This window comes from Aquimarina aquimarini (assembly GCF_900299535.1).
Taxonomy (GTDB): Bacteria; Bacteroidota; Bacteroidia; order Flavobacteriales; family Flavobacteriaceae; genus Aquimarina; species Aquimarina aquimarini.
This window is the reverse complement of sequence record NZ_OMKE01000063.1, coordinates 1-15248: the sequence shown is the minus strand read 5'-3', so window position 1 is coordinate 15248 and position 15248 is coordinate 1. Positions and strand designations below refer to the sequence as shown.

Annotated in this window: 10 protein-coding genes, 1 other RNA gene and 1 pseudogene; 8 read left to right on the top strand and 4 right to left on the bottom strand. The window is 30.8% G+C overall.

The genetic code is table 11. From position 1 onward, the window contains the following. The 4 genes and pseudogenes from DG508_RS21485 to DG508_RS20895 form a co-directional block, all read left to right on the top strand. Nucleotides 1–102, top strand: a pseudogene (locus DG508_RS21485) (PorP/SprF family type IX secretion system membrane protein); the annotation flags it as partial. Nucleotides 103–203: 101 nt separating this feature from the next. Then, complete coding sequence (locus DG508_RS20905; RefSeq protein WP_108870392.1) at nucleotides 204–2174, top strand: OmpA family protein; 1971 nt, start codon at nucleotides 204–206, stop codon at nucleotides 2172–2174. Between the two features lie 182 nt (nucleotides 2175–2356). After that, complete coding sequence (locus tag DG508_RS20900) at nucleotides 2357–3172, top strand: mechanosensitive ion channel family protein (RefSeq protein ID WP_108870389.1); 816 nt, start codon at nucleotides 2357–2359, stop codon at nucleotides 3170–3172. Between the two features lie 1741 nt (nucleotides 3173–4913). Beyond that, entirely contained in the window at nucleotides 4914–5579 is a 666-nt protein-coding gene (locus DG508_RS20895; protein ID WP_108870393.1) for a TrmH family RNA methyltransferase, read from the top strand. Between the two features lie 49 nt (nucleotides 5580–5628). Here DG508_RS20895 and DG508_RS20890 read toward each other — a convergent pair whose 3' ends face one another. The 3 genes from DG508_RS20890 to DG508_RS20880 form a co-directional block, all read right to left on the bottom strand. Next, entirely contained in the window at nucleotides 5629–6393 is a 765-nt protein-coding gene (locus DG508_RS20890; protein ID WP_108870387.1) for a carboxypeptidase-like regulatory domain-containing protein, read from the bottom strand. Nucleotides 6394–6508: 115 nt separating this feature from the next. Further along, complete coding sequence (locus DG508_RS20885; RefSeq protein ID WP_108870385.1) at nucleotides 6509–8272, bottom strand: DEAD/DEAH box helicase; 1764 nt, start codon at nucleotides 8270–8272, stop codon at nucleotides 6509–6511. A gap of 157 nt (nucleotides 8273–8429) precedes the next feature. Then, nucleotides 8430–9479 (bottom strand): glutaminyl-peptide cyclotransferase, encoded by a 1050-nt coding sequence (locus DG508_RS20880; RefSeq protein WP_108870383.1) that lies wholly within the window; start codon nucleotides 9477–9479, stop codon nucleotides 8430–8432. Nucleotides 9480–9567: 88 nt separating this feature from the next. Between DG508_RS20880 and ffs the strand changes: the two genes are divergently transcribed. The 3 genes from ffs (at nucleotide 9568) to fsa (ending at nucleotide 11433) form a co-directional block, all read left to right on the top strand. Continuing rightward, an RNA gene (gene ffs / locus DG508_RS20875) (signal recognition particle sRNA small type) lies at nucleotides 9568–9665 on the top strand. Between the two features lie 122 nt (nucleotides 9666–9787). Continuing rightward, entirely contained in the window at nucleotides 9788–10609 is an 822-nt protein-coding gene (locus DG508_RS20870) for an SDR family oxidoreductase (protein WP_108870381.1), read from the top strand. A 170-nt stretch (nucleotides 10610–10779) separates the two neighbouring features. After that, nucleotides 10780–11433, top strand: a complete 654-nt coding sequence (gene fsa / locus DG508_RS20865; RefSeq protein WP_103865178.1) for a fructose-6-phosphate aldolase — start codon at nucleotides 10780–10782, stop codon at nucleotides 11431–11433. 88 nt (nucleotides 11434–11521) lie between these two features. Here fsa and DG508_RS20860 read toward each other — a convergent pair whose 3' ends face one another. Continuing rightward, entirely contained in the window at nucleotides 11522–12787 is a 1266-nt protein-coding gene (locus DG508_RS20860) for a peroxiredoxin family protein (protein ID WP_159090957.1), read from the bottom strand. A 541-nt stretch (nucleotides 12788–13328) separates the two neighbouring features. Here DG508_RS20860 and DG508_RS20855 point away from each other — a divergent pair. Next, nucleotides 13329–14951, top strand: coding sequence for an ABC-F family ATP-binding cassette domain-containing protein (locus tag DG508_RS20855; protein ID WP_108870377.1), 1623 nt, complete (start codon nucleotides 13329–13331; stop codon nucleotides 14949–14951). The last annotated feature ends 297 nt before the right edge of the window (nucleotides 14952–15248 follow it).

The following is a 15248-nucleotide window of genomic DNA, read 5'->3' as shown; positions in this document are numbered from 1 at the left end:
GAATTGGGTCAGACACAATTTAATGATGGGAGTTATGAGGTGATGTTACGCTTTGAACTCTTTAAGAAATACAATAGAATGTTAACTCCTAGATTCTTCTAGTTATACAAACTAGTAAGAAGAAGAATTTTGAAATACATAAAAATAAAAATCAACCCCTAATTAGTCCAAGTTTTTAGATTAAAAATAAAAACGACATACGTATGAATTTTAATAAACACATTATAACCATATCACTAAGCATATTAGTATCGGGTATTATTTTTTCACAAGAAAAAAAATTAGCCAAGGCAAACGAAAGTTTTAATCGGTATGCTTTTGTAGATGCTAGAAAAATTTACCTTCAAGTAGCAGAAAGCGGATATGAATCTCCAGATTTATTAAAAAAGCTAGGAGACTCTTATTACTTTAATGCAAAATTAGAAGATGCAATACCGTGGTATGAAAAACTAATTACAAAATACTCAGATAGTATCAATCCCGAATACTTATTTAGATATTCTCAAAGTTTAAAAAGTATACAACGGTATGAAGAAGCGGATAAAGTGATGGAGCAATTTCAAACACTTATCGGGAATGACCAGAGAGCCGAATCTTTTATGAATACTAGAGATTATCTAAATTTTATTGAAATGCAATCAGGTAAATTCAGATTGTTAAAATTAGGGATAAACTCAAAATATTCAGATTATGCACCAAGCTTTGATAATCAAGGAAAATTGATATTTGCATCATCTCGTGGAGGAAGTTCAGGAATGACAAAGGTTATACATGAGTGGGATGAAATGCCATTTTTGGACTTGTATTCTTCTGAAATTATAGAAAGCAATGGGATTCTGAAGACTCCGAAAAAAATAAAAGGCAAAATAAATACAAAATTTCACGAATCTTCAACATCATTTAGTAATGATGGGCAAACAGTGTATTTTACCAGAAATAACTACACCAAAAGAAAATTAGGATCTAATGAGCAAGGAACAGTATTGTTAAAAATCTATAGAGCTACATTTCAAAATAATAAATGGACAAATATAGAGGAGTTACCTTTTAATAGCAATGAGTATTCTGTTGCCCACCCTACTTTGAGTAAAGACGGAACCAAGCTTTACTTTGCTAGTGATATGCCAGATAGTAGAGGGCTTTCTGATTTATATGTTGTAGATATAAAAGAAGATGGTACTTTTGGAACCCCTCAAAATTTGGGTGATAGAATTAATACAGAAGGAAGAGAAACTTTTCCTTATATAGGAGAATCTGGTAGTTTGTATTTTGCCAGTGATGGTCATATTGGGTTAGGAGGATTAGATGTTTTTGTAACTGTGCCAGAAGAATTTGGTGTATTTTCGATTCCTTATAATGTAGGGAAACCTGTGAATAGCTCAGAAGATGATTTTACGTTTGTACTAAATGAAGATACAAAAATTGGATATTTTTCTAGCAATCGCTCTGGTGGAAAAGGGAATGATGATATCTACAGTTTCAAACAAACAGAAGAGCTAATAACCTCTTGTAATCAGTATGTAAAAGGAGTAGTGACAGATGCTACTTCTAAAGAACTTTTGGCTGATACAGAAGTGTTTTTGTTAGATGATTCGAATAATGAATTACAACAAACCGTTACCAATGCAAAAGGGGTGTATAAGTTTGATCTTGATTGTGAAAAATCTTATATTATTAGAGCTAATAAAGTGATGTATAGCCCAACAGAAGTTATTCTTGCTACAAATACGGTATTAGAGCATGAGTATAATCAACCATTGCAATTAAATAAAGGTGGTTTAGCAGATAAAGAGGTGAAGCCAGGGGATGATCTCGCAAAACTTCTAGACCTTGAAGTTATATATTTTGACTTAAATAAATCATTTATTAGATCAGATGCAGAAATAGAGCTACAAAAAATTATTGCAGCACTAAAAGAGTACCCTAAATTAAAAATAGATGTTCGATCTCATACCGATAGTAGAGCAAATGATAAATATAACATGTATCTCAGTGAGAAGAGAGCAAAAAGTACGGTTAAATACATTATTGAGAAAGGAGGGATAGATAAATCCCGAGTTACAGGTAAAGGATACGGAGAAACTGCATTGGTAAACAAGTGTAAAGATGGAGTGCCTTGTAGTAATGATGAGCACCAGCTAAATCGTAGAAGTGAATTTATCATTGTACAATAAACATAACTTTACTAGGTTTCTTATGTAAACTAGTAAGTTTATGTATATTTGATTTGTTGAACTCGTCTTTGGTTTTATTTTGTCAATGATAAATTTGTAGGCAGTAATAGAAGCAGAGACGAGTTTAGTATATATAAATACCCTAGATCATAACAACATTATTATAAAAAATACTATTTAAAATGAAAACAGCTCAGGAATGGTTCAACTACGGTATAGAACTAGCAAAAGAATTTGGTCCCAAACTTTTAGTTGCAATACTGATCTATATTATTGGATCATGGATTATTAAAAAACTTATAGGTAGTGTAAAAAAGGTGATGTCTAAGAGTTCTTATGATGAGTCTTTACAGAAATTTTTATTGAACCTGATAAGTTGGTCTTTAAAGATATTTCTAGTTATTATGGTAATCTCTATGTTAGGGGTTGATGTAACTACTTTTGCTGCTGTAATAGCGGCGGCTGGTCTTGCGATAGGTATGGCGTTACAAGGTTCTTTATCTAATTTTGCTGGAGGAGTATTGATAATGATTTTTAGACCTTATAAAATAGGAGATGTTATAGAAGCCCAAGGTGTATTGGGAGTTGTAAAAGAAATTGAGATTTTTACTACTAAGCTAACCACTCCCGAAAATAAATTAGCTATAGTTCCTAATGGTATTATGGCAAATGGAAATATTATCAATTATACAGCAGAAGGAAAAATAAGAGTTGATATTACTATTGGTATAGGGTATGATGAAGATATTAAACAGGCTAAAGATGTATTATTAGAAGTCTTAACATCCAATCCTAAGGTGTTAAAAGACCCAGCACCTTCTATAAATGTTGTAGCGTTAGGGGAAAGTTCTGTTGATTTAGCAGTACGACCATACAGTACCCCAGAGGATTATTGGGATGTATATTTCTCTACTCTAGAAAACTGTAAAATAAGCTTGGATAAAGCTGGTATAGAAATACCATATCCACACGCTGTAGAAATTCAAAAAGAAGCATAGAGTGTATTAAATCGTGTTCTAAAGAAAAAATTATCCAGAATGATATGGATAATATATACAGAAAACTCATAAAACTTTTTTAAGTTTTATGAGTTTTCTGTATACTGCTATTATAAGATGTATGATTATAAAGATAAGAATGTCTAAAATTACATCTTATTATATGATGAATATCTTATCAATTTCAATGAATTTTTAAGGACTAAAAACTGATAATTGACTTTTTTTTTGGCAACAGTTATTTCGGTAAAATACATGTATCATCGAATAAAGATTGTTTTTTAAATAAAAAAGTAGGTGTAGTCCTACTTTTTTTTGTTCGTTTTAAGACTTATTTTTATTGTAATTTTGTTTTTAAATTATTGTTTTTCAGTTTTTTAAGTATTTTTTTACTTGCTTTGTAAGCTATTGTTGTTTATCCTTTTTTTATTTTGTTTAGTCGTTTATATTTATGTGGTAAAACCAGAATTTTTATGTGGTATTCTGGTATTCGATTTTGCTAAATAGTAAGTATCTTTAAGTATTGTTTTTAAACAAAGCGTATAGTTGCGATTTTTAGAATAAAAAACTTATTATTTACCCTTTTCTGAGTTTTTTATAATCAAAATTAGTTGACTTGAGATAAATAAGTCTACTATACCAACTAAGATAATTGTTTTAAAAGTGATATGTTTTTATTAATTAACAATGAAGCATTTTGCCAAATGTGAATTAATAAAAGAAAATGATATGATGTAAGTCTTTTAAGAACGACATTATATGATTTGGTATAAAGTAAAGATCATATTTTTTTGAAGTAACTTATTTTTATAAGTTTTGTTGTAAAAAGTATGATTGAATAGTACAACCCCATAATTGTTACTTTGGCGAGCCAACAATGACAGGGTCTGAATAACGATTAATTTAAAATAAATCAATCATTATGAGAGGAGAACTATTAGTATAGATATCCGTTTGCCAGTTGTTAATCTTAATTACAATTGGATCAATATCGGTAACTCTTTATTCTTATCAAAGTTTCTTCGTTCAATTCTGAAAGATTCATTTTCAACCGTATCGTTTATTTGGTTTTACTTTTTTTATACCAAAAAAGAAAAGAGATCAATATTGTCATATTGTCTAGTACAATAAGGATTAAGATATGACTATAAAATATATAAAAATTAAACGATATTATATTGCATACTACAAACAACTGAAAAAGAAAAATTGAATTGATTATTAATTAGTTAATCAATCATTACGATACATTTTGACAATGTGTTTACTTAAACCTTCCGTTTTTAGGGGTAATTTCGGGAGGTTTTTTTTTGAATACTTGGTAAATGAACAGTATGTAAATAAGAGTATGCTGTAAATGTAACATTTCATTACTTTGTTTTATATGGAACATAACATTGTTATGATGCATTTATAGTGAAATTTAGTTAAATTAAGTAGATTGTTGAAAGACTGTTTGGTAATTGTATCAAGCAGTTTTTTTTGCTATTCTTTATTCTTGAAGTAAGGATAATACCAGTTCTGATTTAAATTCACTCATAAGAAAAATGATGGATTTTTGACTTAGATGAAAAAGAAAATTCTGGCATAGCAGGGCTACGGTCATGTTTTATTTTGAAATATTAAACAAAAAGGCGCGGTTTTATTGAGTAAATTTAAGTTGGAAATGGTATAAGGAAAGTATTTTATTACAACAAATTTAAAGTGTAAATGGTATAAGATGTTTTTATATTTTAGCGGTATGATAGATATAAAACTTCTCGAATATATAGAATCATTTCTCACTCCACGAAGAGCTGGATTAAACAAGAAAATTCTTGACGAGCGCACGAATCATTTTACTGTTGCAGTAGAAGATGTGTATCAATTACATAATACAAGTGCAGTAATACGTAGTTGTGATGTTTTCGGAGTTCAAAATGTACATGTGATAGAAGAGGTAAATGTAAAACGAATTGATAGAGAGATCGCAATGGGGGCTCAAAAATGGGTCGATATCAACAGGTATGGATCAACAAAAGAATGTATATGTGCATTAAAAGAAAAAGGGTATCAGATTGTTGCTACAACACCACATGATGATTCTATTGTATTGAAAGATGTAGATGTATCTAAACCAGCAGCTTTTTTCTTTGGAAGAGAGCAGAAAGGGCTAAGTGACTTAGTTTTGGAAAATGCTGATAGTAAATTACATATACCAATGGTGGGTTTTACAGAAAGTCTTAATATATCTGTATCTGCAGCCATAATTTTGCAACATGTAACTTCTAAGCTTAGAGATACTGGTGTTGCCTGGCAATTATCTGATGAGGAAAAATTAGAAAAAAGATTAGAATGGGCCAAAAAAGTAATTAAAAGCCACGAGCAAATTATAGCGCGTTATTATGAAAATGATGAAGATAAATAAATTTATAGTAGCGCGTATACTACTACTGTTGCTACATCTATAAAGAACTTTATCTTCTTTCTAATACTTTATATTCTTCATAACACTCGCTGATGGCATCCAAAATTTGAAGATCGTTTGCAAATTTTATAAAATCTACAGAATAATTACAATTACGAAGAATTTCATCAATATCCATTCGTTCTACCTGTAATAAAGCCATCAAGGTAGCGCGATCAAATTTGTTTTCTAGAAGATTTCTGATCTCGTCATCCTTCTTCATTTTTCGCAATTTTTTTAATTCTTTAGAGCGTTTACTAAAAATATTATATAGAAAATCAGCAGGATTAAAAATAGCTCCTAAGACTTTATTAACAGCACTAGGTTGTTTGCTTCCGCCTTCATACCCTGAGTTTAATCCAGATATACTATATCTGTAATTATTGTATACAGGTATTCTTTTTGCATCTATTTCAAGATAACCAGTAAGTTGTACATCTGCAACGACTACTTCTTCTAGGGCAATCCCTAGCTCGGTCATCTTTACTTTTATATCACCAAATTTAATCCAGTCATTACTAACTCTTATCTGTAAAGGTTTGTAACCGATATAAGAAAAATATAAAGTGTCATTTACTTTTGCAGAAATACTGAAGTTTCCTTTATCATCAGTTATGGTACCAACAACTTGACTGAGGTTTACAATGTGTACATTTTCAAGTTTTAAGTCTGTAGCTGCACTTAATACTTTTCCCGATACAACCCCTGAATTATCATCTTGTGAATAGGTGGTTATACTTATAAATAGTACGATGTAAAATAATATTCTCTTCATGTAAATAATATGACGTTCAATTTTTAATAATATACCATAAAAATCGCGCCAAAAATCATATTACTAATTAATATTCCTTGATGCGTTAAATTTAACGCATCAAGGAATATTTGATTTATCTTCGATCACTACGTTTTCTTCGGTCTCTTCTTTGATTTCCTCCACTACCTTTACTGTCGTTTGAATCAAAGCGTCTTTTTCCTTTAGGTTTAAACCCATCGCTTCTGCGTTTTCCTTTGAAACCTCCGCCGTTGTCACGACGACGACGTCCACCTCCTCCTTTACGACCAGAACCTTTAGAAATCTCTACATTAACTTTTCTGCCTTCCATTCTGAAATCTTCAAAGACCTCAAGAACTTTTTCTTGGTGTTCTGCATTGGTGTTGAAGAAAGAGAAACTTTCCTTTACGTCAACACGGCTCAAAGAATCGCTTCCTAACTCTAATACTTCTTTTAGGAAGTCTTTTAATTTCATCCAATCGAATCCATCTTTTTCTCCTACATTGATAAAGTAACGAGTGCTTCCATCATTACTATACTCCCCACCTTTTTCATTTATAGCGTTTAGATCCTTTGCTTTTTTATAATAATTGTGGAAACGAGAAAATTCTACAGAAAAGAATTTTTTGATTAACTCTTCCTTAGAGAAATTTTCTAGCACCTCATTAATAGAAGGTAAATAACTATCAATTTCATGATTTATCTCTGCTTTTGCAATATCATTTGCAAGATGAAATAATTGAACTTGACATATTTCTTCACCACTAGGAATATCTTTTTTCTCAAAACTCTTTTTGATGATTCGCTCTACAGATTTTATTTTTCTGACTTCACTTTTAGAAACGATAACCATCGATACACCGCTTTTTCCAGCACGACCTGTTCGACCACTTCTATGTGTATACGTTTCTATTTCATCTGGGAGTTGGTAGTTGATTACATGTGTTACATCGTCTACATCAATTCCACGAGCAGCTACATCTGTAGCAACCAGCATTTGTATTTGTCGGTTTCTAAAGCTTTTCATTACCAAATCTCTTTGGTTTTGACTTAGATCACCATGTAGGGCAGCAGCATTATATCCATCTCCAATAAGATTTTCGGCTACTTTTTGAGTATCTCGTTTAGTACGACAAAATATTACGGAAAAAATATCTGGATTAGCATCTGCTAGTCTTTTTAATGCGGCATAACGATCACGAGAATTTACAACATAGTATTCGTGAGATACATTTTTTGATCCTGTATTTTTATGGCCTACAGTGATTTCTACTGGTTCTTGCATAAATCGTTTTGCAATAGTAGAAACTTCTTTAGGCATGGTAGCAGAGAATAACCATGTGTTTTTGTCTTTTGGAGTATGAGATAAAATAGCATTTATATCTTCATAGAATCCCATATTCAACATTTCATCTGCTTCATCCAACACACAATAACCAATATTGGTAATATCAACCATTTTACGGTTAATCATATCCTGCATTCTTCCAGGAGTAGCCACTATGATTTGTGCTCCTCGTTTTATTTGTTTTGCCTGCTCTGTAATACTAGCACCACCATAAATCGCAACAGTATGTAAACTAGGAATATGTTTAGAGTAGTTTTTTAGTTCATTAGTAATCTGTAAGCAAAGCTCTCTAGTAGGAGATAGGATTAATCCTTGCGTAATTCTACTGTTATGATCTATTTTTTCAATCAAAGGAAAGCCAAATGCGGCAGTTTTTCCTGTTCCGGTTTGCGCTAATGCAACAATATCCGTATCTTCATCTAGCAAAATAGGTATTGCCTTTTCCTGCACTTCACTTGGGGTTTCAAATCCCATATCATTCACCGCCTTTATAATGGCTTCACCTAGGCCTAATGCTTCAAATTTATTCATATAGCTAAAAATAAGCCGCAAAGGTACGGTTTATTATCTGTCTATTACAATAACGAGACATTTATTATGTTGTTGCAATATGGTTTCTGAATATTGAACTAGAGTTTATCTATTTTTTTACCTCTGTAATACTTATAAATATTATTGTTTATAAGGTTTATTTGACTATTTCGATCTCAAAAATTTTGTCCCAATTTTTACCAGTTACAAATAATCTCTTTGTGTCTTTTTTATATGCTATACCATTGAGGACATTAAGGTTATCATGTTGAGTTACCTTTTTTCGTAAACTACTAAGATTTATAACAGCTTCAAGAGCTCCGTTTTTGGGGTTAATAATGGCTATTCCATCTTTTTGCCACGTGTTTGCATAGATTTTCCCTTCAACCCATTCTAATTCATTAAATCTAGATTTAACACTTTTGTTAGTAGTAACCTCTATATACTCTTTTTCTGCCAGTGTATTAGCGTCTAGTATCCATATTTTTTCTGTTCCGTCACTTTTATAAATATGCTTTCCGTTATTGCACAATCCCCACCCTTCTTTACTTTGGTTATAGGCAAAGTTTCCAATTTTATTCAAAGTTTTAAGATCGTAAATAAATCCTTCTTTTGAAGTCCACGTTAATTGATAAATTTTGTCATTCATAATCGTAATTCCTTCAGCAAAGTATGTTGGGGGAACTTCTTTTTTTATATTAATCTTTCCTGTTTTATAATCAATTTTTCTTAATGAAGACATTCCCTTTTTACCAGTACTCTCATATAATGTATCGTTATAAAATTCTAAACCTTGTGTAAAAGCTTTTTGATCGTGGGGGTATTCTGCGATGATTTTATAAGAATATAATTTTGGAGCGATATTATTGAGAAAAGTTACTTTTTTGGTAATGGTATCAACATTACCATTATAAAATACATTTGCCGTCAATATATGATTACCTAGTTTTTCTGTATCTATTATTTCTTTAAAAGTAAAATCTTTTTTGAGAAGTGTTTTCTTATCACCAAGTTGATAGATTACAGAATCAATTTCAATCTTTTTAGCATTTATTAAGCTTGCTTTTATGGTTTCTCCTAGCTTAAATTTGGTTTGATTGTCTATAATTTTTATCGAAAAATTTTTTTTTCGTTTATTTTGATTGCTTCCGCAAGAAAAACAAAGTATGCTTAAAATAATGATGATTAATGAGTTATGTGCTTTCATTGTTGTTGTTGAAATTTAAAGCAAGATATTTATTTTAATTGGGTTTAAAAAATCATTGTTTTATTTGCTAAAGATTGTATCTTTGCAGCGGCAAGTCCTACACAACTAGCTCCTGTTGAATCCTCCAGGGCGGGAACGCAGCAAAGGTAGATGGTTGAGCAGTGTGATGTAGGTAGCTTGCCTTTTTTTGTATCCGCTATTTTGGTGTATAAAAGGAAATCTTTCTACTATAATATCCTATCCTTTTTATTTCTTATTTCGTTTTTTTAGATTGGTAGAAGGTCAATCATAATTGTATATTTGTGACCATGAGTAGAAGTCAAAATAAATCCGTAGTCTTAATTACAGGAGGTTCTTCGGGAATAGGAAAATCGATAGGAACATATTTGGTAGCGCAAGGGTACATTGTATATGGTACCAGTAGAAATCCTTCTCGATTTCCAGATTTTACTCCTTTTCCACTATTAGAATTGGATGTTGCAGATACAAATAGTATTGCATCTGCGGTTCATATTATTGAGCAAAAACACGGGCAATTAGATGTTTTGATCAATAATGCAGGAGCAGGGATTACTGGGCCAATAGAAGAAACTCCTAATGAAGAAATAATTAAAAATTTTACAACAAATTACTTTGGCCCCATAAGTGTTACCAAAGCTGTTTTGCCGTTAATGAGAAAACAAGGCGGGGGATTGATTGTAAATATAACATCTATTGCTGGATACATGGGCTTACCATATAGAGGTGTGTATAGTGCTTCTAAAGCTGCCCTAGAGATGACAACAGAGGCATGGCGTATGGAGTTGAAGGGGTTTAATATTAAAATGACAAATGTAGCTCCAGGAGATTTTGCAACTAATATTGCGGCAGGCCGTTATCACGCTCCTGTGTTAGAGGGATCTCCTTATGAGGTGTCTTATGGTAATACATTAAAAATGATGGATGATCATGTAGACTCGGGGAATGATCCATTAGAGATGGCAAAAGCTGTTTACAGAATTATAAAAAACAATAACCCAAAAGTGCATTATAAGGTAGGGGCGTTTATGCAAAAATTTTCTGTTGTATTGAAAAGAGTTTTACCCGATAAACTGTATGAAAAGTTATTGATGAATCATTATAAATTATAGAAACTTTTGAGGCATAAAAGGGTAATGATGTTTTTTTTATAACTAGTATGAAATTCTCAAAAAAATTAAATAAACCAAAAAGAATGTATTAGCCAAGACTGATTATTTTTATCTTCGCACTTTGTTAGAAGACAAAAAGTAAAGGCAACAATTTTTTAAAAAACACTACTATGAAATTTTTTATTGATACTGCAAATCTGGATCAAATCAAAGAAGCGCAAGATTTGGGAGTTCTTGACGGGGTAACTACAAATCCATCTTTGATGGCAAAAGAAGGTATTACTGGTAAAGAGAATATTATTAATCACTATAAGAAAATATGTGAGATAGTAACAGGAGATGTAAGTGCTGAAGTAATCTCTACAGATTATGAAAATATTATTAAAGAAGGAGAAGAGCTAGCTAAACTTCATGATCAAATTATTGTAAAAGTACCAATGATCAAAGATGGTATAAAAGCAATAAAATATTTTAGTGATAAAGGAATAAAAACTAATTGTACTTTGGTGTTTTCTGCAGGACAAGCTTTACTCGCAGCAAAGGCAGGAGCTACCTATGTATCTCCGTTTATTGGTAGATTAGATGATATCTCTACAGATGGTCTTAATCTTATTGCAGAAATAAGAATGATTTATGATAATTACGGATTTGGTACTCAAATTTTGGCAGCATCAGTAAGACATACAATGCATGTAATTGATTGTGCAAAAATTGGTGCAGATGTAATGACAGGGCCTCTTTCTTCTATAGAAGGATTACTTAAGCACCCATTGACAGATATTGGACTTGCTAAATTTCTTGCGGATTATAAAAAAGGAAATTAATTATTAATTAATTTCTTTTCTGATTGAAAAAAGTTTAAATCACTTTATTATATAAAAAAGCTATTCATTAATAAAATGGGTAGCTTTTTTAATGCTCTAGACTGGCTAATTGGGTGTATTGCATTAATTGTTTTTCAAAGATAGAAGCAAATAGATCGGTACTAGGGTTTATAATTTTACCATCTTGATCAACAAGAAATACTTTGTTTCTATAGTGAATCACTAATTCTTCAGAGGAACATTTAGGGTATTTAAACTCATATTCATTCTCTAGATTATAACGATGTCTTTTAATGGTTTTTAACCAATTTTTTGTTTGTTCAGCATCAATATTCACAGCAATAAAGTCAATATTAGGATATATCGTATTGAGATGTCTAGCTTTTTTATGAGCTTTTACATAATGTTCCTTACTCTCCATAGACCAAAAATATAGTGCTGTAATAGGTTTGTTGAAAAGAGAAGAAAGTCTTACCGTTTCTCCTTTTGATGAGATGAGATCTTGATCAGGAATAATATTGTTTGGCCTAAGTTTAGAAATATACCTTGATAAACGTATCAATTCTTTTTGAGATCTTTTGTTAGAACTTATAGATAGATAGTGTTCTAGAACTATATTTGATTCTTTATTGTTTTTACTATCTAATAAAAAGTTGATAGTAGATCTTCTCAATAAGCTATTTTTGATATACGTATGTTTTACGATACTATCTATTATATTTAATTTATATACAGCATTTGCTACCTGATCAGTTTGTGTGAAATCAGTACTACAATTGCTAAGAATAGCATTTGTAAAATAACAATTCAGAAACCAATTATAAGAATATAACCTTTTGAGTTCATCATCATTAAAATCAATTTGATTTCTATAACTAAAAAAAGAAGCTGGTAAACCACTATCAAAATCATCAATCTTTCTTAATTGATGATGACTATTGTAATATAACTCATGCCTCATGTAGTAATCAAAAATAACACTAGCTTGAGTCATTTTTTTTGCTAGGTCACTAAGAGTATGTTTGCTGATCAGTTTTTCAAAAGTAGCTAATTTGATATTTAATAGAGAATCTTGGTTTTCTTTAAAAAAAGAAGGAGTTTGTCTAAACCCATTTCTATTTAATCTTTCACGCTCAATTTCATTCTGCAAGAACATTTCAATAAGAAAATTATTCTTTCCTGCGCCTATTCCTGTAAAAACTAAAGATTCATCAAATTCTAAAGTATTTAATCGAATCAATGTACTATCACCTTCCTCTAGAAGAATGATTTGGCTTTCAGGGCTATGTTTAAAAGAATATAGTCCATTTTTAAGGTTTTCTATTTTATGAAGAAACCTGTTGTTTTTATCCAAAAAAATCGTGTCTCTATAATCATAGCCTTTAGATAAAACAACATAATTGGTGTTAGGATTTACAATTTCCCCTCCAAAATATGTATACTCTCTTTTATCTTTTTTAGGGGAACTACAATTGCATAGTAAACATGATAAAATAGATATGAAAATAAAATATCTGAACCCAAAAAAATGCATTTAATATACGGTATAATTAGCGACTAATCGCTCAAAAGTAAAAGGAAAGTGCTGTATCTCTTGTTAATTATACGTTAATTCTATAGGTATTAATTAATTTGTTTAAAACCAGAGTATTTTAAATAAACAGATAATTCTTTTTTTAGCACAATCCTAAACATAAATTAGAGTAAATTACAAAGATATTATTTATATGTTTTGAACTGCTTGTATAATTTAATTATGTGTTTTTTTTACGAATACAGATTATAAAATCTAAGCACAGAGATAAGTCCTCTAAATTAATGAAGGATTGTTTTCTGGTTCTGAATCCATTTTTCTACTTTTGCGCCAAATTTAAACTTTACAATTCTACATACTCATGCTATCTGTTTCTAATCTTTCGGTTCAATTTGGTAAACGAATACTTTTTGATGAAGTAAATACCGCTTTTACACAAGGCAATTGCTATGGTATCATTGGTGCCAATGGAGCAGGAAAATCTACTTTTCTTAAAATACTTTCTGGTGTACAAGAGGCTACATCTGGTCATGTGCATCTAGAACCTGGAAAAAGGATGTCTGTTTTAGAACAAAACCATTATGCTTATGATGAATATACAGTATTAGAAACTGTCATTATGGGTAATAAACCTTTGTATGAAATAAAGAAAGAAATAGATGCTCTATATGCTGATTATACAGATGAAAATGCTGAAAAGATAGGAGAGTTACAGGTACAGTTTGAAGAAATGAATGGTTGGAATGCAGACAGTGATGCTGCAGCAATGCTATCTAATTTAGGAATAAAAGAAGATTTGCATTTTACAAAAATGTCGGATCTAGATACAAAACAAAGAGTAAGAGTATTATTGGCACAATGTTTATTTGGTAGTCCAGATGTACTTATTATGGATGAGCCTACCAATGATTTGGATTATGAAACAATTACATGGTTAGAGAGCTTCTTGGCTAATTATGATAATACTGTAATTGTAGTATCTCATGATAGACACTTTCTTGATGCAGTATGTACACACATATCAGATATTGATTTTAGTAAAATTAACCATTATAGTGGTAATTATACGTTTTGGTATGAATCTTCTCAATTAGCTGCTAGACAAAGAGCACAGCAAAATAAAAAGGCTGAAGAAAAGAAAAAAGAGTTACAAGAGTTTATTGCACGATTTAGTGCCAATGTAGCAAAATCTAAACAAGCTACCTCTAGAAAGAAAATGATAGAGAAACTTAATATAGAAGATATTAAACCATCAAGTAGACGTTATCCTGCTATTATTTTTGAAAGAGATAGAGAAGCAGGAGATCAGATATTGAATGTAGAAGGGTTATCAGCAAGCTTGGAAGGAGATGTACTATTCAAAGGTATCGATGTAAACCTTACAAAGGGAGATAAAGTTGTTGTGTTTTCTAAAGACTCAAGGGCTACCACAGCATTTTATCAAATATTGAATAATAATCAACAAGCAGATGCAGGTAAGTTTGATTGGGGAATTACTACTACACAATCATATTTACCAGCAGATAATAGTGAGTTTTTCAAGAATGATCTAAGTCTTGTAGATTGGTTACGCCAATGGGCAACTACAGAAGAAGAAAGAGAAGAAGTTTTTCTTAGAGGATTTTTAGGGAAAATGATTTTTAGTGGGGAAGAGGCCTTGAAAAAATCAAATGTATTATCAGGAGGAGAAAAAGTACGTTGTATGCTGTCAAAAATGATGATGACACGTGCTAATGTCTTAATGCTTGATGAACCTACTAATCACTTGGATCTAGAGTCTATTACAGCCTTTAATAATTCTCTTACCAAGTTTAAAGGCACAGTTTTATTTACGACTCACGATCATGAATTTGCTCGTACTGTTGGTAATAGAGTAATTGAATTAACTCCTAATGGGGTTATTGATCGTTATACTACATTTGATGAGTATATGAGTGACCCAAAGGTTAAAGAGCTTAGAGAAAAAATGTATACAGTATCATAGTATTTTAATATAAAATACAATAAATATATTATAAGCCGTACTTCTTATTTATTTAAGAAAGTGCGGTTTTTTTATTAAAATCACATTTCAAAGTTAAAATAATATGAAGTGTGTTTAGGTAATTAGAAATAGTATTTTCCTTAATAATACCATGCGTTTTTTTCTATTTTAGATCCTTTTGTTCTAAGGTTACATATAATACGATTTACACATAAAAATTTCGTATATAGTTTGTTTCTTTTGCACTATATCTGTGTTATAAAATTCAACAATAGCTAAGGCTATTCTTTAATTTTA

What these genes read in the sequence shown, in the direction of transcription:
- DG508_RS20905 (WP_108870392.1), top strand. Translation starts at nt 204, where the DNA reads ATGAATTTTAATAAACACATTATAACCATATCACTAAGCATATTAGTA.
- fsa (WP_103865178.1), top strand. Translation starts at nt 10,780, where the DNA reads ATGAAATTTTTTATTGATACTGCAAATCTGGATCAAATCAAAGAAGCG.
- DG508_RS20855 (WP_108870377.1), top strand. Translation starts at nt 13,329, where the DNA reads ATGCTATCTGTTTCTAATCTTTCGGTTCAATTTGGTAAACGAATACTT.
- DG508_RS20880 (WP_108870383.1), bottom strand. Translation starts at nt 9,479, where the DNA reads ATGAAAGCACATAACTCATTAATCATCATTATTTTAAGCATACTTTGT.
- DG508_RS20890 (WP_108870387.1), bottom strand. Translation starts at nt 6,393, where the DNA reads ATGAAGAGAATATTATTTTACATCGTACTATTTATAAGTATAACCACC.
- DG508_RS20885 (WP_108870385.1), bottom strand. Translation starts at nt 8,272, where the DNA reads ATGAATAAATTTGAAGCATTAGGCCTAGGTGAAGCCATTATAAAGGCG.
- DG508_RS20870 (WP_108870381.1), top strand. Translation starts at nt 9,788, where the DNA reads ATGAGTAGAAGTCAAAATAAATCCGTAGTCTTAATTACAGGAGGTTCT.
- DG508_RS20900 (WP_108870389.1), top strand. Translation starts at nt 2,357, where the DNA reads ATGAAAACAGCTCAGGAATGGTTCAACTACGGTATAGAACTAGCAAAA.
- DG508_RS20895 (WP_108870393.1), top strand. Translation starts at nt 4,914, where the DNA reads ATGATAGATATAAAACTTCTCGAATATATAGAATCATTTCTCACTCCA.